This window comes from Chryseobacterium oryctis (assembly GCF_025971925.1).
GTDB lineage: Bacteria > Bacteroidota > Bacteroidia > Flavobacteriales > Weeksellaceae > Chryseobacterium > Chryseobacterium oryctis.
Map to the genome: position 1 here is coordinate 111640 of NZ_JAPDHV010000001.1, position 24290 is coordinate 135929.

Consider the following 24290-nt stretch of genomic DNA (forward strand, 5'->3'; position numbering starts at 1 on the left):
CTAAACTTTTGGAATATTATGATTGCTTATCTGAATAACTATAATACCTAGCTCCCTTCAAAACAGGGTTTTCTAATTCCACAGATTTTAAACCAAAACCTTTGTAATTTTCATTAACAGAGTTTTCCAATTGTTTTCTGTGAAGTTTTTCGTAAGTATCAAAATCAATGGCTTTTCTATTTTTTAAACTTTCAAAAAAATTCCATTTTGAAACTACATTTTTCCAGTTTTCTGAAACTTTCCCTGCAAAAACTTTCGATTTTGAACCACTTCCATATCCTAAAAATCCGATTTCCTGACCTTTCAATTCTTCATTTTCATTAAAAGAAGTCTGCAACGCCGAAAGCAAAGCCATAAAAATAGAAGCTGTGTACATATTTCCTATTTCAGAAGATGCTCTCTGAGATTTTTCAATTTTTTCATTAATAAACTGAATATATTCCTCAGATTTTGCAACCGCTTTTTGTTCCTCAGGAGTTTCGTACGAAAGGCTGTTTTCTAAACTATAAATCTCCGTAAAAACTCTTTTCCCATGGAAAGCATAAGGAAGATGGAAAATAAGGTATTTCCAACATTCATAAGGTTTATTCTGTCCCGTAATTTCTTTATAATGAATGTACGCTTCTTTGATTCTATTCTGATAACATTGATTGGAATACTGCCCATCGAAAACAGGCTCATCTGTGAAAACTTCAATTTTTTCTGGATACGTTTCAGGAGCATTTGCCAAATCTTCTTTTTTATAATTTCTTCTTGGCTTAAAGAAATCGAAAACACTTTCTGTAGCAACACCCCAGTTATTTTCAATCTCAATTAAATCAGGTTTTGAAGAAACTAAAACAGCAACTGCACCTCCGCCTTGTGTATATTCTCCCGAGGAAGCCAATTCATATTTTGCATAATCACTTGCAATTACCACTGCTTTTTTATCGGGATTTACTCTTACAAAATCTAAAGAATTATGCAAAGCATCAACCGCTCCCACACAAGCGAAAGTAATGTCAACAACATCACAATTTCTGAAACATCTTTCTCCAAATTCTTCCTCCAAGACAGTTTCAACCATTTGCATCGCATACGAAGCTGTAGGTTTTGCTGCATCCAAAGCACTTTCGGTTCCCAGATATATCCTTGAAATTTCTTTTGGGTTGAGATTATAGTCTTTAATCAGTTTTAATAAAGCCTCTGCAGCAAATGTAGCAGCATCTTCATGCACATCAGCCAACGCCATTTTATGTAGTCCTAATCCTTTCTCCAGTTTTGCAGGTTCAATTCCTCTTTTTTCTGCCAAATCTTTTATTTCCAAATACAATGAAGGTACATAATAACTCGCCGCCTCAATTCCAAAAGTCATAATATTCTAATTTTTATACGAATTTAAAAAATGTAACCATTTAATCATATATGAATATTACTTAATTTTCAAAAAAATTGGGGATTTAATTTATGAAAGCAAAAAAGCACCTCTTTTTGAAGTGCTTTTTTGAGATTTATTTAAAATTTTCAATTGCTTTGTTGATTAAGTCAACTTGCTTATTGATGCTTTCTGCATTTTGAGGATTCTGTTTCAATAGGTTCATTTTTTTGCTTAAACCGTCTTTCAACATTTGAGAAATCATCATTTTAACTTGAGGATTGTCTCCCATTTGTCCTTTTGCATGACCTAAAATTTTTGTAACACTTTCCGTTGCCTTTAAATTGTCTGAAGACATTATCCAGTTATACCCTTCCTCAGAAACTTTACCCAATTCAGGGTTTTGGAATTTAATAAATGGATAGAAAGCTGCAAACTGAGCAATATGAGGCATCTGAGAAGTTACTTTATTTTTTACAACAATTGGTAACATTTGCTCTACCAAAGATTCTGAAGCTCCTTCTAAATCTATTTTATCACCTAAAGAATTTGCTTTTGACGGGTCAATTGCCAAAATTGCACCTACTGAATTTCCTTTTACAGAATTTGAAACAGCGTTTACTCCTTTTTCAAAAATAGGAAGGTATTTTTTATCCTTAGTTTTGGCTAAAGCAGAAATTGCAGCAGCCTGAACCAATGTTTTAGGGTCATTGGAAGCCAATTTTTCAACCTCCGAACCTAATGTTTTAAGCTGTTCTGCATTTGATAAATCCATTAGTTCTAGAGCTTTCATTCTTACTCTGAAGAAAGGATCTTTTAGTGCAGCAGCCAATAATTTAGTTGTTGCTGGATTTTTACCCACCTGTTCTTTTATTCCTTTTAATGCATTATATCTGCTCTTAAACTCTTTTGACCCTGTAAATTGCATCAAATATTGCTCTGGAGTCTTAGAATCTGTAATATCAGCTAATAGTACCCCATCTGAATTAATATTTACCAAATCTGCATTTTTGGAAACATCAAAATTAAACGTATTCGCAGTTTGAGCATTTACCCAAACATTATATCTTTTAGGTTTTCCGTTTTCGTAAACATCAATTGCCAAAGGAAATTCAAATGGTAACTCTTGAGTCTGGTTGATGGTAACACTTACCTGTTTTTTTACCGGCTCAAAAGTATATGAATAATTGATTTTAGGATTTCCGCTTCCAAAGAACCATTGATTAAAAAACCAGTTTAAATCTTTCCCTGAAACTTTTTCAAATGATAATCTCAATTGATGAGCTTCAGCATTTTGATACTCGTACGTTTTTAAATAATCATTCATTCCCGCGAAAAAGGCATCATCTCCCAAATAATTTCTTAACATATGAAGAATTCCTCCTCCTTTTTGATAGGTTACCAAATCAAAAACATCTTCACGAGAATCATACCCAAATCTCACCAAATTTTTCTTAAAATCAGAAGGGTTGTGAATATACATATTCACATCTTCCATTTGATGATAATCTGCCTGATCTTTTCCGTATTTGTATTCGTTCCAAAGGTATTCTGAATAGTTAGCAAAAGATTCGTTAACAGTAAGGTTACTCCAGCTTTCAGCAGTTACCAAATCTCCAAACCAATGGTGGAACAATTCGTGTGCGATGGTATCTTCCCATTTATTTTCGTCGATTAATTGTCCTGATTTTTGCAAAATATCACTTCCGTGAAGCGTTGCCGTAGTATTTTCCATTGCTCCACTCACATAATCTCTTCCTGAGATCTGCGCATATTTTGCCCAAGGATAGTCATACCCAAGTTTTTTTGAGAAAAACTCAATCATTTCAGGAGTATTTCCATAAATCTGCTTTGCATACGGTTCGTATTCTTTTTCTATATAATAATCAACTGGGATATTTTTCCATTTATCTTTAACAATAGCATATTCACCAACTCCCATGAAAAACAGATAAGTAGAATGTCTCTTATCCATCACCCAATGATCTGTTCTTAGCCCGTTTGCTTCTTTTTGTGAATTTTTTAAAACACCATTTGAAAGCGTCACATATTTATCAGGAACCGTCATATATATTTCCTGAGTTGTTTTTTGGTTCGGTTTATCAATTGTAGGAAACCAAGCCGAAGAAGATTCAGTTTCTCCCTGCGTCCATAGCTGTGTTGGCATATCTGGATCTTTTCCTTGAGCATTAATGAAATACAAACCTTTGGCATCATTAATCGCTGCACTTCCCTGTTGTTTTACTTCATTCGGACGAGCAGTATATTTGATATAAACCGTATAATCCTGATTTTTTTGATATGTTTTATCTAAAGTAATTTTTAAAATATCATCTTTATAATCATATTTTAACGGAGATTTTTTACCATTTACATCTAACGCAACCTCATGAATCAACATTGCTTTTGCATCAAGAGTCAATTCGTTGGTTGGATAAAAATAAGGTGAAGCAGTAAGCCATTCTTCCCCATTCATTTGTTCCTTCTGATAATCGAAATTTACTTTAAGTTTTGTATGTTTCAGCTCCGTTACCTTTGCATGAGTAGCTCTGTATACCTTTTCTCTTCCCGAAGTTTCTGTCTGAGCAAAAACGTTTGAAGAAAAGAATATTCCGCTCAATAAAGCAATTGACAAAATGATCTTTTTCATTATTATTTTTTAGAATTATTTTTAGTTAATATATCAAAAATATCATTGACCAATGTTTCATAATCCCCCTTCTTAAGCTGTTCTTTTGTTTTAGCAAAAGCTTTTTTGAGCTCACTTTCAGGATTATCCTCATCTATGATTTCTATAGAAGTCACCCCCTTTACCTGAAGCAATAATTCCTTCAGTTTTTCAGCATCAGTATTCTCTTCTATATTGATTTTAAGTGATTTCATGTTTAATGGGTAGAAAAATTAACCCTAAAGTTACAAAAAAAGTGAAGTTTTACGCTTCACTTTTATATTTCGATTATTATTTTAAACCGCGACAGGAGCTTTTATTCCCGGATGTGGATCATAGTTTTCCAGAGTGAAATCTTCAAAATCAAAATCAAAAATATTTTTAATTTCAGGATTCAATTTCATTGTAGGAAGCGGTCTTACATCTCTAGAAAGTTGTTTTTTCACCTGCTCAAAATGGTTATTATAAATATGAACATCGCCAAAACTATGTACATAATCTCCTACTTCCAAGTCGCAAACCTGTGCAACCATCATCAATAACAATGCATAACTCGCAATATTAAAAGGTACTCCCAAGAATACATCTGCACTTCTCTGATACAATTGTAATGACAGTTTTCCGTCTGCTACATAAAACTGAAACATTGCATGACAAGGAGCTAAAGCCATATTGGGAATTTCTGCCACATTCCAAGCTGACACAATAAGTCTTCTGGAATCCGGATTTTTTTTAATTTGATCAATCACTTCCGTAATCTGATCAACAATTTTCCCACCAGCTCCACTCCAACTTCTCCATTGTGCACCATAAACAGGACCTAAATCACCATTTTCATTTGCCCATTCATCCCAAATTGAAACTCCGTTATCTTTTAAGTATTTAATATTAGTATCTCCTTTTAAGAACCAAAGTAATTCGTAAATAATCGATTTCAAATGCACTTTTTTAGTCGTAACCAAAGGAAAGCCCTTAGACAAATCATATCTCAACTGATATCCGAAAACACTTCTCGTTCCCGTCCCTGTTCTATCTGTCTTGTCTGTTCCGTTATCTAAAATATGTTGTAAGAGGTCTAAATAATTTTGCATAATTTGGCACAGTTATTTTTTTAAAACCCTTTTTAATTCTTCATTTTCTTTTTTCAGATACTCTATCATATTATCTTTTTGTTTCAAAAGCTCTGTATAAAGATTTTTTATTTCGATAAGATTTTCTCTATTTTCGGTATAAAAGTTTTCAACATATCCATTGCCAGAAGCATACTCTTCATTTGTATTATTAATATTGAAAATATGTCCTTTATCAATTTCTAACAAATCTAGTATTTCTTCTGTTTTTATTCCCAAAGCATTTGGTAAAAGCTTCAATTTATCTATTTCAAGATTTCTTTTTCCAGCTTCTACTCTTCCATATGTAGTCACATCCATTCCTAATAAATCTGCTACTTCTTGCTTAGAAAGTTTTTTAGCAGTCCGAGTGGTAAATAGTTTATCCGAAAGTTTCATTTTTTTTATTACAAATATAACTCTTTATATTGTTTTAAAATTTATTATATTGTTTTAAAATTTATTCAGATCTGAATAATATTTATTCACCTTTGATAGATATACTGATTTATTAATATATATATTTGTCATACAAATAACTAAAAAATATACAGCATGAAAAAAGTATTATTATTATCAGCAATTAGTATTGTAGGACTAATGAGTGCTAAAAGTACTGAAGTAAAAAATGTGAAAGAATTACCTGTACATGAAGCAAAAGTAAATGTATCTACCACAAGCAAAGCAATTATTGCAGAGCCAATCCGTATGACAACTTTTTGTGGTAAATCTTATTGGACAGTTAATGGTTCACAAGAAGTTTTATACCAAGAATGGCTAGATATGAATGCTGAACTTTGCTCAGAAAATCCAATGGTATAACTATTGTACAAACTAATTATAATTCCGTAGGATCGATTTAATAACAAAATAAACTCTTACGGAATTATAAATTTAGATTCTTATATATTTATCAATATTACAAAATAAACATTGTATTGTATGAAATACATATTAAATTTTTTTTTAATCTTTATATTTACATTTATCAAAAGTCAGGAAAACAAAACTCTTTCAGAACTAGAAGTAAAATATAATTTCACATATGTAGAAGATACCCTAAATAAAAATTCACTTGTTGGGGAGCCTATGATATTATTAACCAATGGAAAACAATCCACTTATTTTAGCGAAAACTATGTGAAGAACCTAGAATACCTAAAAAAGCAATTAGATGCACCTATTAATAAGGGAGAAATTCGTACAATTAATTTTGAAAATGCTCCGCGTAATAGAGTTAGACATAATGTCTATACAGAAAACAATGAAACTTTTATCTCCTATCGTATGGCAAGAGATACTTATACTTTCAAAAATACAGATGTTCTTTCTTGGACAATTGATAATAATGAGAAAAAAGAAATTTTAGGATACAAATGTGTAAAAGCTACTCTAAAATTAAATGCACAGGTATGGATAGCTTGGTTTACATATGACATCCCGATAAACGACGGACCATATAAATTCAAGGGTCTGCCTGGATTAATCCTAAAATTAAATGAAAAACATGGCTATTTTAATTTTGACGCAATTTCCATTAGCAAGAGCAGTCAACCAATTGAATTTAAGAAAGGAATTATGGTATCTAAAGAACAATTTTTGAAAAAAAGAGAAGAATATATGAATGATCCTTCACAAGGAAGAATTAGCACCCAAGAATATAGAAAAAAAACAGAGGAAAATAAAAAAAAATATAACAATTCATTAGAATAATTCTTTTGAAAACGATTAAAAATTTTTAGTTTTAACTTTAGGGATTTTCAATCGTTCTTTTATCGGAGGATATAACTTACCAAATCACCTCAATCAATTGCTGAATAGTATTAATCGTAAATGATTCTCCGGCTTTTTTTCCAAACATTGCTTTTGCCAAAGGAGATTCTTCAGAAATTGACATTATTTTTTTATCATTACATTTTATTTCACCCAAAGAAGCCGAAATATAAAATAAACCTTTATCGGTTTTCACCAAAGCTCCGTTTTTAACTCGCTCTGAAACTTCTACCGAAAGTTTATGAATTATATTTTGTTGATGTAAGGCTTCATTAAGCTGTCTTTGAAGATTATTAATCTCCTGTTGAAGCATTTCTCGTCCTGTTTCATACTTGTCTCCCATTGAACTTTTGGTATCATTGTTTGAAGCTCTTGTTTCAGAAATCAGATTTTCAAAATTTTGGACCTTTTCATTTATTTTAGCCTTTAAAATACTCAATATCTCTTCTTTATTCATCCCTCTTTTCTTAATTAAAAAGCGGACTAATGCCCGCTAAACAAATTTATCTTAAGTTCTTTTATTCTAATTCTTCAACCAATATTTCATAGTTTTCAAAGAAGTTCATTTTTCAAAAACTGCAAAGTCAGAAACTTTGAATTTGAAATTTTTATCATTCGTAAAGTCTCTTTTAGTGCCTTCAAATACGTTTTTGAAACTTCCCGATAAATTTTCATCTTCAATACTGAAATCCACAGCTTCTTTCGACATATTCAGAACTACCAAAACCTCATCTTTACCATTTTTTCTTACATACGCTAAAATTTTATCATTAGCCGTCGTATTCAGCAAGTAGGTACGCACATTTGCATCACCTCCTTTCAATGCAGGATTTCTGGCTTTTAAGTTTAATAATATTTTATAAAAATCGGCATTCTGATAAGTATTTGTCCATTTGATGACATCTTTTTCAAAAAACTCAAGACGCTTCATATTAGGAAGTTCCTGCCCTGAATATAATAATGGTACACCGTTCCAGGTTGCAGAAAATACAGCCATTGGTTTTGTGATTACTCCATATTTTTCGTATTCGGTTCCGTTCCAAGAATTTTCGTCATGATTGGTTGTAAACCAAGCTCTCATTGAATTGTCTCCAATATTGGAATATTGAACTAACAAATCTTTCAAGCCTTGCAATGATTCATTTTTTTTATAATAATCCGCAGATTTGTGCATCCATTTCCATGAATAACTTGCATCAAACACTTTTCCGTATTCCGAACTTTCTAATTCATCAAATTCGCCTAACCAAAAAAGAGGTTTTACTTTTTCTACTTCAGGACGAGCTTGTTCCCAAAAATCTACCTCAACCCAAGAAGCTAAATCACATCTAAAACCATCAATATCAGTTTCTTTCACCCAAAACTTCATGGCATCAATCATTGCAAGACGCATTTCCTGATTTTTATAATCCAATTCGATGATATCATCCATTCCTGAAGCTATATGAAACTTTCCGTCCGGATCTTTCAGATAAAATTCAGGGTGAGTTTTCGTCCATACATGATCCCAACCTGTATGATTGGCAACCCAATCAATAATTACTTTAAATCCTAATCTATGCGCTTCATTCACCATATGTTTGAAATCATCTAATGTTCCAAACTCAGGATTGATAGAGGTATAATCTGCGGCAGCATAAGGACTTCCCATACTTCCTTTTTTGTTCTGCTGAGCAATTGGAGTAATTGGCATGAACCAAAGTGTTTTTACGCCCATTGATTTCAGTCTGGGCATCTCTTTCTCAAAAGCTTTGAATGTTCCTTCCTTAGTATATTGTCTTACGTTAACTTCGTATATATTTGTTGTATGTTTCCAGTCTTTAGGCAAATCCGTCATCTTATTTGTATTTTGAGTGGTACAGGAAACAATTCCCAGACCAATAGCAGCTAACAAAATTATTTTTTTCATTAAGCGATTTTTCACAAATGTAACGAATTGTCCCTAAAATAAAGAATCTTAAAATTGAATTTTTGTCTTGCAGAATCACTTTTAAACATAAAAAAAGCCCTGAATAAAATTCGGGGCTGATATTTTTCAGATAGTATTATCTTTCGTCATCGTTATCATCCTCATCATCGAAAACATCATCATTGTAATCATCGTCTTCATCATCAAAATTATCATCATCTTCATCTGCGAAGTTGTTGCTTCCGCCAAAATCATCATCAAAATTAAAATCGTCATCCAATAAAGGCATTACCGATTTCTTTTTAGATCCTGTACTGCTTTTGCTTGGAGCCTTCAAAGGTACATTTCCGAATCTGTAAACCGTGATTGGGTAATTAACTCCTTTCGTCTCGTCAATCACCTCAACAAGTTCGCAGAAAAACTCCCAAAGATCAAGAAGACCATATTGAAACTGTGCTTTATCACCTGCATTCTCAAAAGCTTCATCGATGTACACATCCGACATAATTTCTCCATCACCATCATCACTCATATCTTCCAACGGAACGCTTTTTACTATTGTTCCATCTTCTTCCAGTAAATTAAAAGTAGACAACTCATCGCCTTGCAGACTGAATGCACTTTTAATTCCTAAATGTAAGTTCCATAGCGTTTGTTTCCCTTTAACTTCGATATCACGGAAGATATCTTCTTTCGCATCTAATATTACGCGGATTTTGTAAACCATATCAGTTTTTAAATTACTTTTTTGCCTTTCTTATTATGATAAATCTCTGTTGCAAATATAAAATAAATGACATGTGACAAAAAAATATTTCATTATTTTTTAAAATATTTTTTTTTCTTACATTTTGCAAAAACTATTTACTTTTTTCAAGCATAAAACTGAATTTAGTCCCTTCGAGATAGACACTCTCTACCGTAATATTTTCATTATGAGCTTCTAGAATATGTTTCACAATGGCAAGTCCCAATCCCGAACCACCTTCTCTTCTACTTCTGCTGGTTTCGACACGATAAAATCTTTCAAAAATTCTTGGTAAAATTTCTGGTTTTATTCCCATTCCGTTATCTATAACCTCAATTAAAACTTTATTTTTAAGAACACTGGTTTTTACAATTACTTTAGCTTCCTGCCTGTTTGCATAATGAATAGCATTGGAAATTAAATTAATAAAAACCTGAGAAATTTTTTGTTTATCCGCATCTACAAAAATCTGAGGATTAAGGGTCTGAAGCAGTAAAGTTGTATTATGTTTTTCTGCTTCAAGGTCGAGTAAATCAAAAATTTCTTTAATTAAAAGGTTCACATCAAACCTTGAAACTCTGAGATTAATTTCACCGGCTTCAAACCTGTTAATCATATCCAAATCTGTTACAATTGCAATTAATCTTTCAACAGATTTATCAATTCTTTCTAAATATTTGTCACGAATTGTGAGGTTATCTACTCCACCATCTCTCAATGTTTCAACATATCCCTGAATGGAAAACAATGGTGTTTTAAGCTCGTGAGAAACATTTCCGATGTATTCTTTTCGGTAGCTTTCCATTTCTTTCATCATGTCAATTTCTGTAACCTGCTGCTGATTGAGGTCTGAAAATCGTTCGCCCAATTCTTTAATTGTCATATTTTCATCATCAGAATATACTATTTCCTGAGGCAAAATCTGAGAAAGACCACGAACCTGCTTTTTCCCATAATAGTTGAAAAGCAATTCTAGAACAGTATAATTAATGATAAAAATAAGAATAATGCATACAAACAACCCAAAATTGAAGAAAGGTGTATTGTCATAGATATCTTTTAGCCAATCAAAAGTGATAACTAAAAGGAACATCACCAATGTAAGAAGACATGAGGCGATAAATGTAAGCCTGTAAAATTTCAATTTTACAAATTTTAAATGATTTATATAAATTTAGGAAAATTGAGTATTAAACAATAAGTTTATACCCAATTCCTTTTAATGTTTGGATTGTATTTATTCCTAGTTTTTCTCTTAATCTTCGGATATGAACATCAATAGTTCTCTCTCCTACAATTACATCATTTCCCCAAACTTTTTCGAGAATTTCTTCTCTTTTGAATACTTTTTCTGTGTTTGATGCTAAAAGATAGAGCAAATCAAACTCTTTTTTAGGCAATAAGAACACCTGCCCGCTCTTTGAAACTCTGAAATTATCTTTATCAATCACTAAATCTCCAATTTCAATAAGTTTAGTATTATCAGACACTTGTGAAGTCAATTGTAACAACGCATTAACCTTAGAAATAAGAATTTTAGGTTTAATAAGTTTCACAACGTAATCGTTTGCCCCAGCCTGAAACCCTGCCAATTGTGAAAATTCTTCGCTTCTTGCAGAAAGAAAAACGATAAGTGTCTTCTGTAGCTCTTTGATTTTACGCAGTTCCTGACAAGTTTCAATTCCATCTTTTTCTGGCATCATGACATCTAACAATATCAGATCCGGAATAATTTCTTTTGCCTTCTCAATACCTTCATTCCCGTTTGTGGCTGTGTAAATTTCGTAACCTTCTTTTTCTAAATTGTAAGACAGAATCTCTAAAATATCCAGTTCATCGTCTATTAAAAGAATTTTCTTTTGATTCATTTTTAATTTTTACTGATTCAAAGTTAATAATTTTTGAATGACAGATTAACAAAACACCAATCGTTCATATAAAGTTAATAATAATATCCATTTATTAATATTTAGTTAAGAAAAAATTAAATTTTACTAAACCAATTACCCCATCAAACTTTTATTCCTTTGCACCGAAAGAATCTAGTAAAAAGTAAGTAAATAATGAAAATAAATAAACTGAGCATTGCAGTTTTATTTTTATCAGGGTCGGTGTTTTATGCTCAAGACACAAAACAAGATACTATAAAAAAAGAAAAAAAGATTGAAGGCGTAGTTATCCAAGGAAGCAGTAACAAGAAAACAGAAACTGCCGTTTTAGGAGAACAAAAAAAGGCTATCATTCAGAAACAAGCTGTGAGTGCTGAAGAAATTTCAAGAAAAGGAATCTCAAATGTTGAGCAGGGACTGACAAAAGTAACTGGAATCACGACTGTTGAAGGAAGAGGTCTTTTCGTAAGAGGTTTGGAGGAAAGATATAATTATTTATTAATTAATGGTCTTGGTTCTCCTTCTAATAACCCCTTCCAAAAAATTATCGCCCTAAAACAGTTTCCGACAGATGTTGTAGGTAAACTTAATATTTATAAAACATTCAACTCAAATCTTTACGGAGATTTTGCAGGTGCTACTTTCGATATTGAAACTTTAACGATTGACAAACCGTTTTCTAAAATAGAATTCAGTGTTGGAATGAATACATTAAGCACTTTCAGAGATAATTTTAAGGTATCTGAAGGAGCTGAAGGAATGAAAGGTTATTTAGGATTGAATTCCCAAGACAGACGTTTACCAGAAGAAGTAAGACATTCTAGACCGAGTACGTATCGATTTAACGCCAATGAATCTTTAAATTCTTTCAAAGATTCTTGGAATGTTGATAACGTAAAATCTTTACCTAACACAAGTTTAGGCTTTACTACTGCACAAAAAATAAAAACCGGAGAAAGTGGAACTTTAGGTGTTTTGTTCTCTTTAAACCAATCAACCAAATACGAATATAAGGAAGGCGACAATAATCAATTCAGATCCTTACAAGGAACTAACGGAGCATCAAGCTATATTGATAATATGAACTTTCTAAACAGAAAACAATACACTTTAGAAACAGAGTCTTCTATTTTATTAGGTTTAGGATATAAAAACAAAGGGACAAATGTAAATCTTAATGCAATTTATTTACAAAGTGCAGACAATATCATAGAAGATAATTTCGGGTATAAAGACGGACAAATACAAAATAAAAAATACGGTTTCTTTAGAACCAATCAGCTAGATATCTCCAGATTTTTGGATTTACAACTTACTGCTTCTCAAAAAATAAATGAAAGACATCAAATCAAGGCAGGAGCAAGTTATGTAATCAACAATTACAGCCAACCAGACCGAAAAATCCTTGAAGGGCATAGAGAAGATCCTAATAATCTAGGAAACTATCTTCCGGGAAATAATGTATCAATGAGCTATGGAGGTAATAATCTTATCCGTCAGTATCTGGATGTAAATTCTAGATTCTATGGTTCTGCATTTGCTGAATATCAGCTGAATTTAGGAGAAAAGGGGGACAGAAAAGACTTTCCGTTACAAATCGCATTAGGATATAATGGTTTTGCAGATTTAAGAAAGACATCTTATCGTTTTATTTTTGGGAGAAAGCATAACGACCCAAGTTCTTTTATAGTCAATGTAGACCAACCACAAGCTGTATTCAACCAAGCGATTTCTGATGGATATCTATATTACGAAGAAGGTTCAGACCCTTCACAATTCTTTAATAGCTTCTATCAGTTTGTAAATGGAGGATATGCCAATATCAACTTTAAGCCAAATGATTCTTGGGATATTTTGTTAGGAGCAAGATATGAAAATGACATGACACTTATTAGATATTCTGAACTAAGTGCTTCAAACAAAACCAATATCGAAAAAAATAAAGACTACTTTTTACCATCTTTATCCATTAAAAAAGCGCTTAACAATAGAAATAATTTAAGATTTTCATTCAGCAAAACAGTTACAAGACCCATCTTAATTGAAACAATGCCTATAAAATACATCAGCCCAGATAATGTAAATATTGTAGGTAATCAGGAAATACAAGCCAGTGATAATTATAATTTTGATTTGAAGTGGGAATATTTTCCGACAGGAAAAGAAATGTTTGCTGTAAATGTATTTGCAAAAAGAATTAACAATGCTATTGAACGTTCTTTAACACCTTCAGCAGATGCTACAGGATCTACGATAACATTCTTCAATGCAAAAAAGGCAGATTTATACGGAATAGAACTGGAAGGAATTTTAAGTTTAGGAAGAATCTCTGAATCTTTAAATCGTTTCACTTTAGGAGCTAATGCAACGATAATGCATACCAATATTGAAAGAAGTGAGAGACAATTGGAAATGGAAGAGCCAAGCTGGTTCAAAACTACCGGAGAGACACTTCGAAAAAGAGGATTACAAGGTGCCGCACCATATACCATTAATGCAGATTTGAAATATGAGTATAAAAATGACAAAAACTTCACAAAAACTTTCTCATTAATATATAATGTTTCCGGAAGTAAAATTTACGCAACCGGAGGAGCAGGAACAGATAATTATTTTGAAAAACCATTCCATCAACTAGACTTTGTACACCAAAACCAGATCGATAAAAACTGGAATGTAAAATTCGCAGTACAAAATATACTTAACAGTAAATATAAAATTCTTTTAGGTGATAAAAACTACGCACCATTACGCCTTGAAGAAAACAATAATGTAATGACAAACTATTACAAGGGTGTTACTTTCAACCTTACGTTAGGGTATACATTTTAATCTTTTAACAAATAAATAAATCTAAATATAATGAAAAGAAGAGTATTATCACTTTGTTCAATAGTATTAGTAGCAAGCTTAACATTAACATCATGCACAATAGAAGTAAATGATGGTTTAGGAGAAGGTACTACCAATACACCTGGAACCACTGAAAGTGTATTAAGCGGAAGTGGAACATTATCTGGAACGATTACAAAAGATCTTTTAATAAAAAAAGGAAATTATACACTTGATGGTATTGTAAAAGTTGTAGCTGGTGTTACATTAACTATTGAACCAGGTGCTACATTCAATGTAGTAACTTCAAAAACAAGTTCATTAGTAATTTTACAAGGTGCTAAAATCAATGCTCAAGGAACAGCATCTGAACCAATTGTATTTACAACTTCAACAAAAACTCCGGGTGATTGGGGAGGAATTACACTATACGGAAAAGCACCGATAAAAGCAGTAAACGGAAATACTACAGCTTTGTCTGAAGACGGAAATAATGTAAACTACGGTGGCACAGATCCTAATGACAACTCTGGAATTATGAAATTCGTAAGAGTAGAATATGCGGGTAAAAAAATCGGTGACGGAACATCAGAAACCAACTCGATGACTTTCTACTCTGTAGGAGCCGGAACCGTGCTGGAAAACCTTGTAACTTACAAAGGTACAGATGATGGATACGAATTTTTTGGAGGAACTGTAAGTGCTACCAATATTGTTTCTTACGGAAACTATGATGATTCTTTCGACTGGCAAGATGCTTGGAGCGGACAAAACAACTCTAATTGGTATGCCTTCCAAACAGGAACAGGAAACTTCGGAATGGAGATTGAAGCTTCAGGAAATGCAGATAATGTTGCTCCAAAAATTTCCAACATAACTCTTATCAGAAATGCAGGTACCAATCCTGAAAGTGCAGGATCATCAGAAATTTCAGCAATTCAGTTTAAAAAGCACGGAACTGGTATTTTCTCTAATGTTTACATCAGTGGATACAAAAACATTGGTTCTCAGAAAGCATATTCAGTTCTTATTCAGGATGATGCTACAAATACAAATCAGGTTTTAACTGGAAAAATAAAAGTAGAACCTATAAATTATGTAAATTCTGATCAACCTGGAGTTTGGGGCTATGCACAAACAAACGGAGGTAAAACATTCACCAATACGACTACAGTTACAAAAGTATCTTTAACTCCGGGAGCTTGGGCTACAGTAGATGGAGTAAATCTTTTAGCAGCTTTACAATAAGAAGTAATTAGTTTTCTTCATATCAGATTAAAAAAATCCCTCAGGAGAATATTCTTCTGAGGGATTTTGACTTTTATAAATAAGAATAGTTTTAAGAATACTCAAATTTTCTTACTGCTTCCAGTGTCATATCAATTTCCTTCTCCTTAATTGCATCACTTATGAAGTAGGTTTCATATCCGCTTGGCGGAAGATAAATTCCGTTTTGAAGCATTTGATGGAAGAAATTATTAAACAAAGAATGATTCGCATTTTGGGCTTCATCAAAATCAGAAACCCTGTTGATATGGAAGAAAACAGACATCATAGAGCCCTTTCTGTTAATTTTATGAGCAATTCCTTTTTCATTTAAAATTTTTCCGATTTCAAAATCTAAAGTTTCTGTAGTTTTATTCAGTCTGTTAAAAAATTCAGAATCATTTTTAATGATTTGAAGAGTTTTCAATCCCGCTCTCATCGCCAAAGGATTTCCGCTTAATGTACCCGCCTGATAAACTCCGCCTTTTGGAGCAAGATGATCCATAATCTCGTTTCTACCAGCAAATGCACCTACCGGAAGCCCTCCTCCGATTACCTTTCCGTAAGTTACCAAGTCTGCTTTTACATTGAAAAGTTCCTGTGCACCTCCAAAAGCTAGTCTGAAGCCTGTCATTACCTCATCAAAAATCAATAAAGCACCATTTTCGTCACAGATTTTTCTTAAATTTTGAAGATAATTATTTTCAGGGAGTACACAACCCATATTTCCTGCAACAGGTTCAACAATTATCGCTGCAATTTCACCCTGATTATGTCTGAACAAATCTTGTACCTGCTCAACATCATTATATCTTGCCAAAAGAGTGTCTTTTGCCGTTCCTTGAGTTACTCCAGGAGAATTCGGGTTTCCAAAAGTTGCAGCCCCACTTCCCGCTTTAATCAAAAATGAATCTGAATGACCGTGATAACAGCCTTCAAACTTAATTATCTTATCTCTTCCCGTAAAACCTCTTGCCAATCTTATAGCACTCATACATGCCTCCGTTCCTGAAGAAACCATTCTGATTTGGTCAATATTCGGAACATTTTCTATGATGAATTTTGCTATTTCAGTCTCCAATTCCGTTGGTGCACCAAAAGAAAAACCTTTTTCTGCCTGAATTTTTAATTCTTCCAAAACTTCAGGATGGGTATGCCCTAAAATAGCAGGTCCCCAAGAATTAATATAATCGACATAAGTATTGTCATCTGCATCTGTAAGGTAAGCTCCTTTTGCAGATTTCATAAAAACAGGAACACCTCCCACTGATTTGAATGCACGAACCGGAGAATTTACCCCTCCAGGAATGTATTGGTAAGCCTCATCGAATAAAGCCGAACTTCTTTGGTATTTCATATCACTTAAACAAATGCGCCTTTTCGGCGCACTTTTATTTTATGTTATTATTTTAGTTTTTAATTTCTAGGTTTTTTATCGATTAAATAAATTAATTGTCCGGCAGAAGGTTTTTGTCCCTCATCCATTCTGTTTTTAGCATATAATTTATTTAATTTAATTCCGAATTTCTGAGCAATAGCATACATATCTTCACCAGATTCGGCTTTATATGTTGCTACATTTCCTGTAGAATTTTTTGATTCAAGAAAAACAATATCATTTTTCTTTAGTACATCACTTTCAAGCTCATTCCATTTTTTCAATCTGCTCTCGCTTATTTTAAATTTATTTGCAATAAACTGAACGTTGGTATCTTCAGGAATGATGATATATTTTAAACCCTCATTCGGATGGCTTTTTATAAGAATAGAATTAAGAATTTCTGCTTTAGTCTTAATTCTTTCTACTCTTTTTTGTTGTTGAGCATAAGAAGTCTGCTTATAAGGAACTTCTACCGTAACAGGTTCTTTAGCTTTTTTTGCAGACTTTTCAGGTTCTAACTGAGCCATGAAAGTTCTGTCATCTTTAAGATCCGGATATTTTTTTAATACGGCATACAGAACTTCTTTAGAATTGGTATCATCAAACTCGTACAACTTATACTTTTCAATTTTACTGATAAGTATGTGTGCATAACGAGGATTTGTAGCATATCCTGCTTTTTTCAACCCATGAGCCCAAGCTTTATAATCTTTCATATCTAGCTTGAAAAGCCCTGTATAATATTTTCTTGTAGCCAAAAATATCGAATGATCTTCGTAAGATTGTTTCGGATCATCATACACGCGGAAACATTCATTCGGAGCATCATCGGTATGTTTCATCGTTTTTCCATTCCAACCTTCTTTACATTTTATTCCGAAATGATTTTTACCCTCTTTTGCTAATCGGCTTTGTCCTCCACCTGTTTCCAAAAGTCCCTGCGCAAGAGTAATAGAAGCCGGAATCTTGTACTTTTCCATTTCTTCTACAGCATATTTTGCAAATTTTTGGATGTATTGGTCTTCAGTTGCCCAGGCTTGAGCTGAGAATTTTGATAAAACTAAAAGGCTTATTATTGAGAAAAGTCTTTTCATCTTATAATTTTTATTGTTTTAAAATGAAAGATGGAACACTAAGTGTTTCATGTTTTTCAATTTTTACTTATATAATTAAACTTCTATTCTGTTTTTCTAAAAGCAAATTGGCTCCCTCAATTCCCTGTAAACCACCTGTATGAAAGCACAAAATCTTAGAATTTTCAGGAAAATAATCTTCATCAATAAGTTTAAAAACTCTCTGCATCATTTTTCCTGTATAAATCGGGTCCAAAGGAACTTCATACTTTTCTTTAAAATCGTTGATGAAACAAACATTTTCATCTTTTATTTTACCATAACCACCCAACCCGGAATCTATTAGAGTAAAATTCTTTTTGGAAGTTAATTCTAGAATTCTATTTTCAAGCGAATCATCTTCCACAGCCTTAATTCCTATAACTTTCTGATTATCTTCACAAAATTTTGAAATTCCGGCAATCGTTCCACCCGTTCCAACTGCGGTGCAAAGATAGTCAAAATCTTTTGTTTCATTATTTAGCATCATTTTCACGCCTTCTACAGCGTCTTCGTTCGTTCCCCCCTCAGGAACAATTAATGCTTCCGGGAATTCTTTTTGTAAAAACTCCGTCAATTTTTCTTTATGACGGTATTCTTCGCGGGTTACAAATCGCAGATTCATTCCGTTTCTTTTAGCGAAAAGCAATGTAGAATTATCTCGCCATTTATCTTTCAGTTCCTCCCCTCGTATAATACCTAAAGTTGGAATTCCTGTTAAACTTCCAAGTGCCGATACCGCAGAAATATGATTTGAAAAAGCACCTCCGAATGTAATGACATAGGGCTTTTCTGGCTTTTTATCTAAATAATAATTGACATTATAAAATAGCTTCCAATATTTGTTTCCGGATATTTGAGGATGAATAAGGTCTTCTCTTTTTATAAAGAGTTTCACATTTTTCTCAATAGGAATTTCAACAATTGGAATATGTATTTCAGGAACATTCATTATTGCAAATTTCCTGAATTTATTTTAAATGATAATTCTTAAATTCGTTAAACAAAACTTAAAATAATTATGAAAAAGTCAAATTCATTGATAGTAATACTGGTAGTTTTCGTCACTGCAATAGTTATTGGTTATATACTTTTCAAAAATGCACTTCCTTCTCACTCTGAATTTGATGTTATAGATAAACCTAACGATAAAGTAGTCAATATGGTGAATGAGCAGATTGAAAGACAAATCGAAAATCATACTCAAAACATTATGCATCCTGGATATATCCCTGAAAGCAGACAAAACACAATTGATTATTTAAAAACCATTAAAACTATTGAAAGCTACGCTCGTCATGGTGTAGAATCTACACAACCCAGAAATTACCTTGAATTAAAAATAACTTTTAATGACGGAACTGTTGCAGAAAAAGTCTATACAGGACATCCTTGTTCAGGCTATATGTCTCCTTGTTTATTGCTAAAAGTGGAAATGGAAAATGGCAAAGCTATACATGTATTCACCAACGGGCAAGAGAAAAAAGGCTCTCCGGATTGGATAATTAATGACCTGAATACACTTATAAAATCAGCAATTTCTTATGACATGAGTAAAAATCAAGACAATTATTTCGCTCCGGAAAAAACTCAGAAAGATTTTGATAAAGAATGGGAAAATCAAAAATAAATCATCCTAAATATTTCCAGAAACTCCAAAGTTTTCTTTTTTTGAGATACTGCAAATCCCTTTCTTTTGCATAAGCCTCTCTTTCAAAAGATATATAACGATAGGCAAGAAAGCTATCTTTCAGTTTAAAAAACCAATAATAATATTCTATAACGTAGAAAATATAGAAAAAAACGATAAGCAATTCTAATTGTTGTCTGAGGTGAATTTTTTCGTGATTGATAAGTACTTTATTTTGCTTATCTTCGGGTTTCCTAATGAAGATAAAGGGAAAAAGAGCAATGCCGTTAATTTTTAACTTTTTTAATGGCTTTTGGCATACAATTATCATGGTAACAAATATAAAATTTTTTAATTTTAGAGATTTAACCTATGGCACTTTTTGACATCAAAGAGGGTGAAGACTTTTACTACAATGAACAGGGGTATAAGGTTTTTACAGAAAAATTTCATTTAAAAAGAGGATATTGCTGTAAAAGTGGCTGTAGACATTGTCCTTATGGATATGATAAAAAGACCGATACATTCATTAAAAACGATAAAAAAAATAAGTAAAATGAAATCACTGATTCGCGATTACCATAAAATAAATTTAAAAGCTATGAGCAAAAAATATATTTTTATTCTATTAGCTTCAGCTACATTGGGTTTGACGTCTTGTAGTCCTTTTCAGGTACGTTCCGACTATGCTGAAACAGCAAACTTCACTTCTTATAAAACATACAAATTAAGAATTGATGATTTAAAACTGAATGACATTGATAAAGACAGAGTTTTGAATGAGTTGTCTAAACAGCTTCAAAGCAAAGGTCTTCAGTCGGGAGAAAATCCTGATTTAATCGTAAATGTAAAAGCAAATCATAAAAAAATCACTGATATTACCAATAATTCTCCTTACGGAATGTATGGTTGGGGTGCCCCTTTCGGATGGGGTATCGGAATGAGCAGAACATGGACAAGCAATTATAATGAAGGAGCAATTATTGTAGATCTAGTAGACGCTAAATCTCAAAAATTGGTTTGGCAAGGTATAGGAAGTGGGATTTCTGTAGATTCTCCAAAATCAAAACAAAGACAAATTCCTGAAATTATGGTGGAGATTATGAAAAATTATCCTCCACAGAGAAAATAGATTTCAAATTAATCAAGTATATACAAAAGTCAATGCATAAAAATGTGTTGACTTTTTTATGTTTTTGAATGCAAATCTTTAAAAATTAATAACAAAATAATTTTTAATTCATGAAAATGTAGTAATCTTACTGTGAAATAAAATCAATATGAAAAAAATACTCTTATTTGTAACTTTTGCAGGATTAATGCATGCTCAGGCTCCTACAGGTTACTACAATTCTGCCAACGGATTATCGGGGGCAGCTTTAAAAACAGCTTTAAGTACAATTATTACCAACGGACACCAAGACAAAGGATATAGTGGACTTTGGACCGGCTACAAGACAACCGACATTGATAAAAACTATGAAAACGACGGTTCAATTCTGGATATCTATTCTGAAAAACCGACCGGCACAGATCCTTACAAATACACTCCCGTAACCAACCAATGTGGCACATATTCTGTAGAAGGAAATTGCTACAACAGAGAACATATCATTCCTCAAAGTTTATTTAGTGAAGCTGCACCAATGGTTTCTGATATTCATTTTATCAGAGCAACCGACGGAAAGGTAAACGGAATGCGTTCCAATTATCCTTTCGGAAAAGTAGGTACCGCAACTTTCACTTCCAAAAATGGTTCAAAACTTGGAAATTCGGTTTCTTCGGGCTATTCAGGAACGGTTTTTGAACCGATTGATGAGTTCAAAGGTGATGTGGCAAGAATGATATTTTATTTCGTAACCCGATATCAAAGTAAACTTTCCAGTTTCAGTTCAGGAAATATGTTAGGAAACTCTACTTTCCCAGGATTACAAACCTGGCAACTTAATGTACTATTAGCTTGGCACAATCAAGACCCTGTTTCTCAAGCTGAAATCAACAGAAACAATGCCTCTTATACTTTCCAAGGAAATAGAAATCCTTTTATTGATAATCCTAATTATGTAAACCAGATTTGGGGAAGCGGTTCTACAGATGGGGGTACAACAACTCCTTCCGGAACTAATTGTGTAAACGAAACATTTGAAAATATACCAACAGATAATACTGCTACCTACTCTACAAGAACATGGACAAACAGCGGAGTTTCATGGACTGCAACTGATGCCAGAACAGACCAAACAATTTCAACAAAAGCAATTACAGTAAGAAGCGGTTCTCTTACATCAGGAAGTGTAGCCAACGGAATTGGTTCATTAACAGTAACCACTCAGTTGAAATTCACCGGAAGCAACGGAACTTTCAATGTAAAAGTAAACGGAACAACTGTAGGTACAATTCCTTATAATACAAATGTTACAACTACCACTATCAACAATATTAATATATCAGGAAATGTAGTTGTGACATTAGAAAACACCTCAACAAGCAACAGAGTTGCCATTGATAATTTAAGCTGGACTTGCTATTCTGCCTCAGGAAAAATCAGCAATACTATTTCATCAGATTTGGCTGTTGAAAATAAAGACTTACAGATATATCCTAACCCAATTTATAATCAGGAAATTTTTGTAAAAGGAAATACTGAAAACATTCAAAAAGCTGAAATCTATAATCTTCAGGGAAAAGTGGTACAAAGTATTCACACACCTTTTAAAAACAGTAGAAATTCTATTAAGGTAAACAATCTTCCGCAAGGAACTTATATTTTAAAACTCGATAAAACCAGCCTTAAATTTATAGTAAAGTAATAACCTAACTTTAAATAATACAAAAAGACCACAAATTTGTGGTCTTTTGTATTTATCTATATTCTCTTTGTTTAATTATTGTCCCATCAGTTCTTTGATTCTCTCTTGCATTAATTGAGGGTCTTTCATTGCGTCCCATCCAAGCATAGAAATCATTACAATCACGTAAATAACATACAGTATACTTAATATAATTCCGATAATTGCTAAAATTCTACCTGTACTCAAATTACTATAATTAGAGTACTCTGTAGGATTTAGTTTATACAATTCATTATCCTTTTTATAAAGAACAAGAGCGATTATTCCTGCGATAATTCCCGGAAGTCCGTAGCAACAACATCCTACGATAGATACAATTCCTAAAACTAAGACTGCCGTTGCGTTTGGTAATTTTTGTTGATTCATAGTTTATATTTTTAATGTGTATTTAAGTAAAAGTGTTTATAAAAATAAGAAACGACCATTATCACCGAATTAATAATAGCCAGAAAAACTAATAAATTTCCATAGTTTCTTTTTTTATCTATAATATTTAAGATGATTGTTCCAAAAAAAAGCAAAAGAGTATATACTGCAGGAAACATATGAAAAGCCTCTGCAAATCTGCCTTCAAAAACCATGACAATAGCTCTCTGAGTTCCACAACCAAAACATTCTATTCCAAGGAATTTTTTGCTTGGGCATGACAACATGAAGTCTTCTATTTTCATTTTTTCTGATTTGAATAACCAAATATAATAAAATATTAAGAAATTTTTGCCCTTGTATATTGACGAGGGAAAAAGCAATCTTGCTTCATTTCAAACGACCCCTGAACTGCAATGTATGGGTTTCTCAAAATCTCTCTTGCTACAAAAATCAAATCAGCTTCGTTGTTCTGAAGAATATTTTCTGCTTGTTCAGTAGTTGTAATTAATCCTACTGCACCTGTTTTCACCTCAGCCTCTTTTTTTATTTGAGCAGAAAAAGGCACTTGATACCCATCAAAAACAGAAATTTTTGCACCATGAATATTTCCTCCACTTGAAACATCTACTAAATCAACACCATGATTTTTTAAAACTTTTGCCAATTCTACACTACTCTCAATATCCCATCCGTTTTCGGCATATTCAGTTCCCGAAACCCTTACAAATAAAGCCACATTTTCATTTAGTTCTTCATTTACAGCATCAACAATTTCAATTAAAAACCTGATCCTGTTTTCAAAACTTCCTCCATATTCATCGGTTCTTACATTAGAAAGTGGTGACAAAAACTGATGAATTAAATACCCATGAGCTGCATGAATTTCAACTACATCAAAACCTGCTTTTACAGCTCTTCTTGCCGAATTTTTAAAATTTAAAACCAATTCTTTAATCTCTCCAACTGACAAAACATGAGGTATTCTTTCTGACGGATGATAAGGAATGGCACTTGGAGCAATTGTTTCCCAACCTTCTTCTATCGGAATCTGGGTATTATTCCAAGTAGAACCTTTTCTTCCCGCATGAGCCAATTGAATTCCCATTTTGGTTTCAGAGTTTTTGTGTACAAAATCTACTATTTTCTGTAATTGTTCAGCTTGTTGATCGTTCCAAATTCCCATACAACGATTGGTAATTCTTCCACGGGGTTCAACACCTGTTGCTTCCATCATAATTAGACCAACTCCGCCTTGAGCTCTACTTCCATAATGTACCAAATGAAAATCATTTGCCAAACCATTTTCACAAGAATACATACACATTGGAGACATTACCCAATGGTTTTTCAGCTCAACATTTCTGAAATTTATTGAATTATACAACATTTTTGATTAGA

General features: G+C 32.6%; 25 protein-coding genes. 8 read left to right on the forward strand and 17 right to left on the reverse strand.

Going from position 1 to position 24290, the window contains the following annotated elements; all coding sequences use genetic code 11:
* Positions 1-16: 16 nt before the first annotated feature.
* The 5 genes from OH806_RS00555 to OH806_RS00575 form a co-directional block, all read right to left on the reverse strand.
* Positions 17-1354 (reverse strand): hydroxymethylglutaryl-CoA synthase family protein, encoded by a 1338-nt coding sequence (locus OH806_RS00555; RefSeq protein ID WP_264741741.1) that lies wholly within the window; start codon positions 1352-1354, stop codon positions 17-19.
* Between the two features lie 136 nt (positions 1355-1490).
* The gene (locus tag OH806_RS00560) at positions 1491-4004 is read right to left on the reverse strand and encodes a M1 family metallopeptidase (RefSeq protein ID WP_264741742.1); all 2514 of its coding nucleotides are present in this window, start codon (positions 4002-4004) and stop codon (positions 1491-1493) included.
* A gap of 2 nt (positions 4005-4006) precedes the next feature.
* Positions 4007-4237 (reverse strand): hypothetical protein, encoded by a 231-nt coding sequence (locus tag OH806_RS00565; protein ID WP_264741743.1) that lies wholly within the window; start codon positions 4235-4237, stop codon positions 4007-4009.
* 81 nt (positions 4238-4318) lie between these two features.
* Positions 4319-5113: a thymidylate synthase gene (locus OH806_RS00570; RefSeq protein ID WP_264741744.1), complete on the reverse strand. Its 795-nt coding sequence runs from the start codon at positions 5111-5113 to the stop codon at positions 4319-4321.
* 12 nt (positions 5114-5125) lie between these two features.
* A complete protein-coding gene (locus tag OH806_RS00575) occupies positions 5126-5530 on the reverse strand; it encodes a helix-turn-helix domain-containing protein (RefSeq protein ID WP_264741745.1) in 405 nt (134 codons plus the stop codon).
* Between the two features lie 156 nt (positions 5531-5686).
* On the opposite strand from OH806_RS00575, the gene OH806_RS00580 reads away from it, so the two are divergent.
* Together OH806_RS00580 and OH806_RS00585 are read left to right on the forward strand one after the other, a co-directional pair.
* Positions 5687-5953, forward strand: coding sequence for a hypothetical protein (locus OH806_RS00580; RefSeq protein WP_264741746.1), 267 nt, complete (start codon positions 5687-5689; stop codon positions 5951-5953).
* A gap of 120 nt (positions 5954-6073) precedes the next feature.
* Complete coding sequence (locus OH806_RS00585; protein WP_264741747.1) at positions 6074-6844, forward strand: GLPGLI family protein; 771 nt, start codon at positions 6074-6076, stop codon at positions 6842-6844.
* A 76-nt stretch (positions 6845-6920) separates the two neighbouring features.
* On the opposite strand, the gene OH806_RS00590 is transcribed toward OH806_RS00585, so the two are convergent.
* From OH806_RS00590 to OH806_RS00610, 5 genes are all read right to left on the reverse strand, one after another.
* On the reverse strand, positions 6921-7361 hold the full coding sequence (locus OH806_RS00590; protein WP_264741748.1) for a GreA/GreB family elongation factor: 441 nt from the start codon (positions 7359-7361) through the stop codon (positions 6921-6923).
* A gap of 105 nt (positions 7362-7466) precedes the next feature.
* Positions 7467-8813 (reverse strand): alpha-amylase family glycosyl hydrolase, encoded by a 1347-nt coding sequence (locus tag OH806_RS00595; protein ID WP_264741749.1) that lies wholly within the window; start codon positions 8811-8813, stop codon positions 7467-7469.
* Positions 8814-8949: 136 nt separating this feature from the next.
* Entirely contained in the window at positions 8950-9540 is a 591-nt protein-coding gene (locus OH806_RS00600; protein WP_264741750.1) for a plasmid pRiA4b ORF-3 family protein, read from the reverse strand.
* A gap of 133 nt (positions 9541-9673) precedes the next feature.
* Positions 9674-10705, reverse strand: a complete 1032-nt coding sequence (locus OH806_RS00605; protein ID WP_264741751.1) for a sensor histidine kinase — start codon at positions 10703-10705, stop codon at positions 9674-9676.
* Positions 10706-10751: 46 nt separating this feature from the next.
* Complete coding sequence (locus OH806_RS00610) at positions 10752-11429, reverse strand: response regulator transcription factor (protein WP_264741752.1); 678 nt, start codon at positions 11427-11429, stop codon at positions 10752-10754.
* 195 nt (positions 11430-11624) lie between these two features.
* On the opposite strand from OH806_RS00610, the gene OH806_RS00615 reads away from it, so the two are divergent.
* Positions 11625-14282, forward strand: coding sequence for a TonB-dependent receptor plug domain-containing protein (locus OH806_RS00615; protein WP_264741753.1), 2658 nt, complete (start codon positions 11625-11627; stop codon positions 14280-14282).
* A gap of 30 nt (positions 14283-14312) precedes the next feature.
* Entirely contained in the window at positions 14313-15530 is a 1218-nt protein-coding gene (locus OH806_RS00620) for a hypothetical protein (RefSeq protein WP_264741754.1), read from the forward strand.
* A 91-nt stretch (positions 15531-15621) separates the two neighbouring features.
* On the opposite strand, the gene hemL is transcribed toward OH806_RS00620, so the two are convergent.
* The 3 genes from hemL to OH806_RS00635 form a co-directional block, all read right to left on the reverse strand.
* Positions 15622-16905, reverse strand: coding sequence for a glutamate-1-semialdehyde 2,1-aminomutase (gene hemL / locus OH806_RS00625; protein ID WP_264741755.1), 1284 nt, complete (start codon positions 16903-16905; stop codon positions 15622-15624).
* A 59-nt stretch (positions 16906-16964) separates the two neighbouring features.
* Positions 16965-18023 (reverse strand): glucosaminidase domain-containing protein, encoded by a 1059-nt coding sequence (locus OH806_RS00630; protein ID WP_264741756.1) that lies wholly within the window; start codon positions 18021-18023, stop codon positions 16965-16967.
* A gap of 67 nt (positions 18024-18090) precedes the next feature.
* Entirely contained in the window at positions 18091-18993 is a 903-nt protein-coding gene (locus OH806_RS00635) for a 1-aminocyclopropane-1-carboxylate deaminase/D-cysteine desulfhydrase (protein ID WP_264741757.1), read from the reverse strand.
* Positions 18994-19062: 69 nt separating this feature from the next.
* Between OH806_RS00635 and OH806_RS00640 the strand changes: the two genes are divergently transcribed.
* Entirely contained in the window at positions 19063-19671 is a 609-nt protein-coding gene (locus OH806_RS00640) for a hypothetical protein (protein WP_264741758.1), read from the forward strand.
* Position 19672: 1 nt separating this feature from the next.
* On the opposite strand, the gene OH806_RS00645 is transcribed toward OH806_RS00640, so the two are convergent.
* Entirely contained in the window at positions 19673-20002 is a 330-nt protein-coding gene (locus tag OH806_RS00645; protein ID WP_264741759.1) for a hypothetical protein, read from the reverse strand.
* Between the two features lie 41 nt (positions 20003-20043).
* Between OH806_RS00645 and OH806_RS00650 the strand changes: the two genes are divergently transcribed.
* The 3 genes from OH806_RS00650 to OH806_RS00660 all read left to right on the forward strand — a co-directional run bounded on the left by OH806_RS00650 (position 20044) and on the right by OH806_RS00660 (position 22481).
* A complete protein-coding gene (locus OH806_RS00650; protein WP_066441318.1) occupies positions 20044-20226 on the forward strand; it encodes a DUF5522 domain-containing protein in 183 nt (60 codons plus the stop codon).
* Positions 20227-20272: 46 nt separating this feature from the next.
* Positions 20273-20803 carry a DUF4136 domain-containing protein gene (locus OH806_RS00655; RefSeq protein ID WP_264741760.1) on the forward strand — a complete coding sequence of 177 codons (531 nt, stop codon included), beginning with the start codon at positions 20273-20275 and terminating at the stop codon, positions 20801-20803.
* Between the two features lie 148 nt (positions 20804-20951).
* Positions 20952-22481 carry an endonuclease gene (locus OH806_RS00660; protein WP_264741761.1) on the forward strand — a complete coding sequence of 510 codons (1530 nt, stop codon included), beginning with the start codon at positions 20952-20954 and terminating at the stop codon, positions 22479-22481.
* A 75-nt stretch (positions 22482-22556) separates the two neighbouring features.
* Here the strand turns inward: OH806_RS00660 and OH806_RS00665 are convergent, their stop codons facing one another.
* The 3 genes from OH806_RS00665 to namA are packed head-to-tail and all read right to left on the reverse strand — an operon-like array spanning position 22557 to position 24279.
* Positions 22557-22889 (reverse strand): CCC motif membrane protein, encoded by a 333-nt coding sequence (locus tag OH806_RS00665; protein WP_264741762.1) that lies wholly within the window; start codon positions 22887-22889, stop codon positions 22557-22559.
* An 11-nt stretch (positions 22890-22900) separates the two neighbouring features.
* Positions 22901-23194 carry a DUF2752 domain-containing protein gene (locus tag OH806_RS00670; RefSeq protein WP_264741763.1) on the reverse strand — a complete coding sequence of 98 codons (294 nt, stop codon included), beginning with the start codon at positions 23192-23194 and terminating at the stop codon, positions 22901-22903.
* A 35-nt stretch (positions 23195-23229) separates the two neighbouring features.
* On the reverse strand, positions 23230-24279 hold the full coding sequence (gene namA, locus OH806_RS00675) for an NADPH dehydrogenase NamA (protein ID WP_264741764.1): 1050 nt from the start codon (positions 24277-24279) through the stop codon (positions 23230-23232).
* Positions 24280-24290 lie beyond the last annotated feature (11 nt).

What these genes read in the sequence shown, in the direction of transcription:
- OH806_RS00580 (WP_264741746.1), top strand. Translation starts at nt 5,687, where the DNA reads ATGAAAAAAGTATTATTATTATCAGCAATTAGTATTGTAGGACTAATG.
- OH806_RS00615 (WP_264741753.1), top strand. Translation starts at nt 11,625, where the DNA reads ATGAAAATAAATAAACTGAGCATTGCAGTTTTATTTTTATCAGGGTCG.
- OH806_RS00560 (WP_264741742.1), bottom strand. Translation starts at nt 4,004, where the DNA reads ATGAAAAAGATCATTTTGTCAATTGCTTTATTGAGCGGAATATTCTTT.
- OH806_RS00620 (WP_264741754.1), top strand. Translation starts at nt 14,313, where the DNA reads ATGAAAAGAAGAGTATTATCACTTTGTTCAATAGTATTAGTAGCAAGC.
- OH806_RS00640 (WP_264741758.1), top strand. Translation starts at nt 19,063, where the DNA reads ATGAAAAAGTCAAATTCATTGATAGTAATACTGGTAGTTTTCGTCACT.
- OH806_RS00575 (WP_264741745.1), bottom strand. Translation starts at nt 5,530, where the DNA reads ATGAAACTTTCGGATAAACTATTTACCACTCGGACTGCTAAAAAACTT.
- OH806_RS00665 (WP_264741762.1), bottom strand. Translation starts at nt 22,889, where the DNA reads ATGAATCAACAAAAATTACCAAACGCAACGGCAGTCTTAGTTTTAGGA.
- OH806_RS00670 (WP_264741763.1), bottom strand. Translation starts at nt 23,194, where the DNA reads ATGAAAATAGAAGACTTCATGTTGTCATGCCCAAGCAAAAAATTCCTT.
- OH806_RS00585 (WP_264741747.1), top strand. Translation starts at nt 6,074, where the DNA reads ATGAAATACATATTAAATTTTTTTTTAATCTTTATATTTACATTTATC.
- OH806_RS00655 (WP_264741760.1), top strand. Translation starts at nt 20,273, where the DNA reads ATGAGCAAAAAATATATTTTTATTCTATTAGCTTCAGCTACATTGGGT.
- OH806_RS00630 (WP_264741756.1), bottom strand. Translation starts at nt 18,023, where the DNA reads ATGAAAAGACTTTTCTCAATAATAAGCCTTTTAGTTTTATCAAAATTC.
- OH806_RS00610 (WP_264741752.1), bottom strand. Translation starts at nt 11,429, where the DNA reads ATGAATCAAAAGAAAATTCTTTTAATAGACGATGAACTGGATATTTTA.
- OH806_RS00600 (WP_264741750.1), bottom strand. Translation starts at nt 9,540, where the DNA reads ATGGTTTACAAAATCCGCGTAATATTAGATGCGAAAGAAGATATCTTC.
- OH806_RS00635 (WP_264741757.1), bottom strand. Translation starts at nt 18,993, where the DNA reads ATGAATGTTCCTGAAATACATATTCCAATTGTTGAAATTCCTATTGAG.
- namA (WP_264741764.1), bottom strand. Translation starts at nt 24,279, where the DNA reads ATGTTGTATAATTCAATAAATTTCAGAAATGTTGAGCTGAAAAACCAT.
- OH806_RS00555 (WP_264741741.1), bottom strand. Translation starts at nt 1,354, where the DNA reads ATGACTTTTGGAATTGAGGCGGCGAGTTATTATGTACCTTCATTGTAT.
- OH806_RS00650 (WP_066441318.1), top strand. Translation starts at nt 20,044, where the DNA reads ATGGCACTTTTTGACATCAAAGAGGGTGAAGACTTTTACTACAATGAA.
- OH806_RS00565 (WP_264741743.1), bottom strand. Translation starts at nt 4,237, where the DNA reads ATGAAATCACTTAAAATCAATATAGAAGAGAATACTGATGCTGAAAAA.
- hemL (WP_264741755.1), bottom strand. Translation starts at nt 16,905, where the DNA reads ATGAAATACCAAAGAAGTTCGGCTTTATTCGATGAGGCTTACCAATAC.
- OH806_RS00590 (WP_264741748.1), bottom strand. Translation starts at nt 7,361, where the DNA reads ATGAATAAAGAAGAGATATTGAGTATTTTAAAGGCTAAAATAAATGAA.
- OH806_RS00645 (WP_264741759.1), bottom strand. Translation starts at nt 20,002, where the DNA reads ATGATAATTGTATGCCAAAAGCCATTAAAAAAGTTAAAAATTAACGGC.
- OH806_RS00595 (WP_264741749.1), bottom strand. Translation starts at nt 8,813, where the DNA reads ATGAAAAAAATAATTTTGTTAGCTGCTATTGGTCTGGGAATTGTTTCC.
- OH806_RS00660 (WP_264741761.1), top strand. Translation starts at nt 20,952, where the DNA reads ATGAAAAAAATACTCTTATTTGTAACTTTTGCAGGATTAATGCATGCT.
- OH806_RS00570 (WP_264741744.1), bottom strand. Translation starts at nt 5,113, where the DNA reads ATGCAAAATTATTTAGACCTCTTACAACATATTTTAGATAACGGAACA.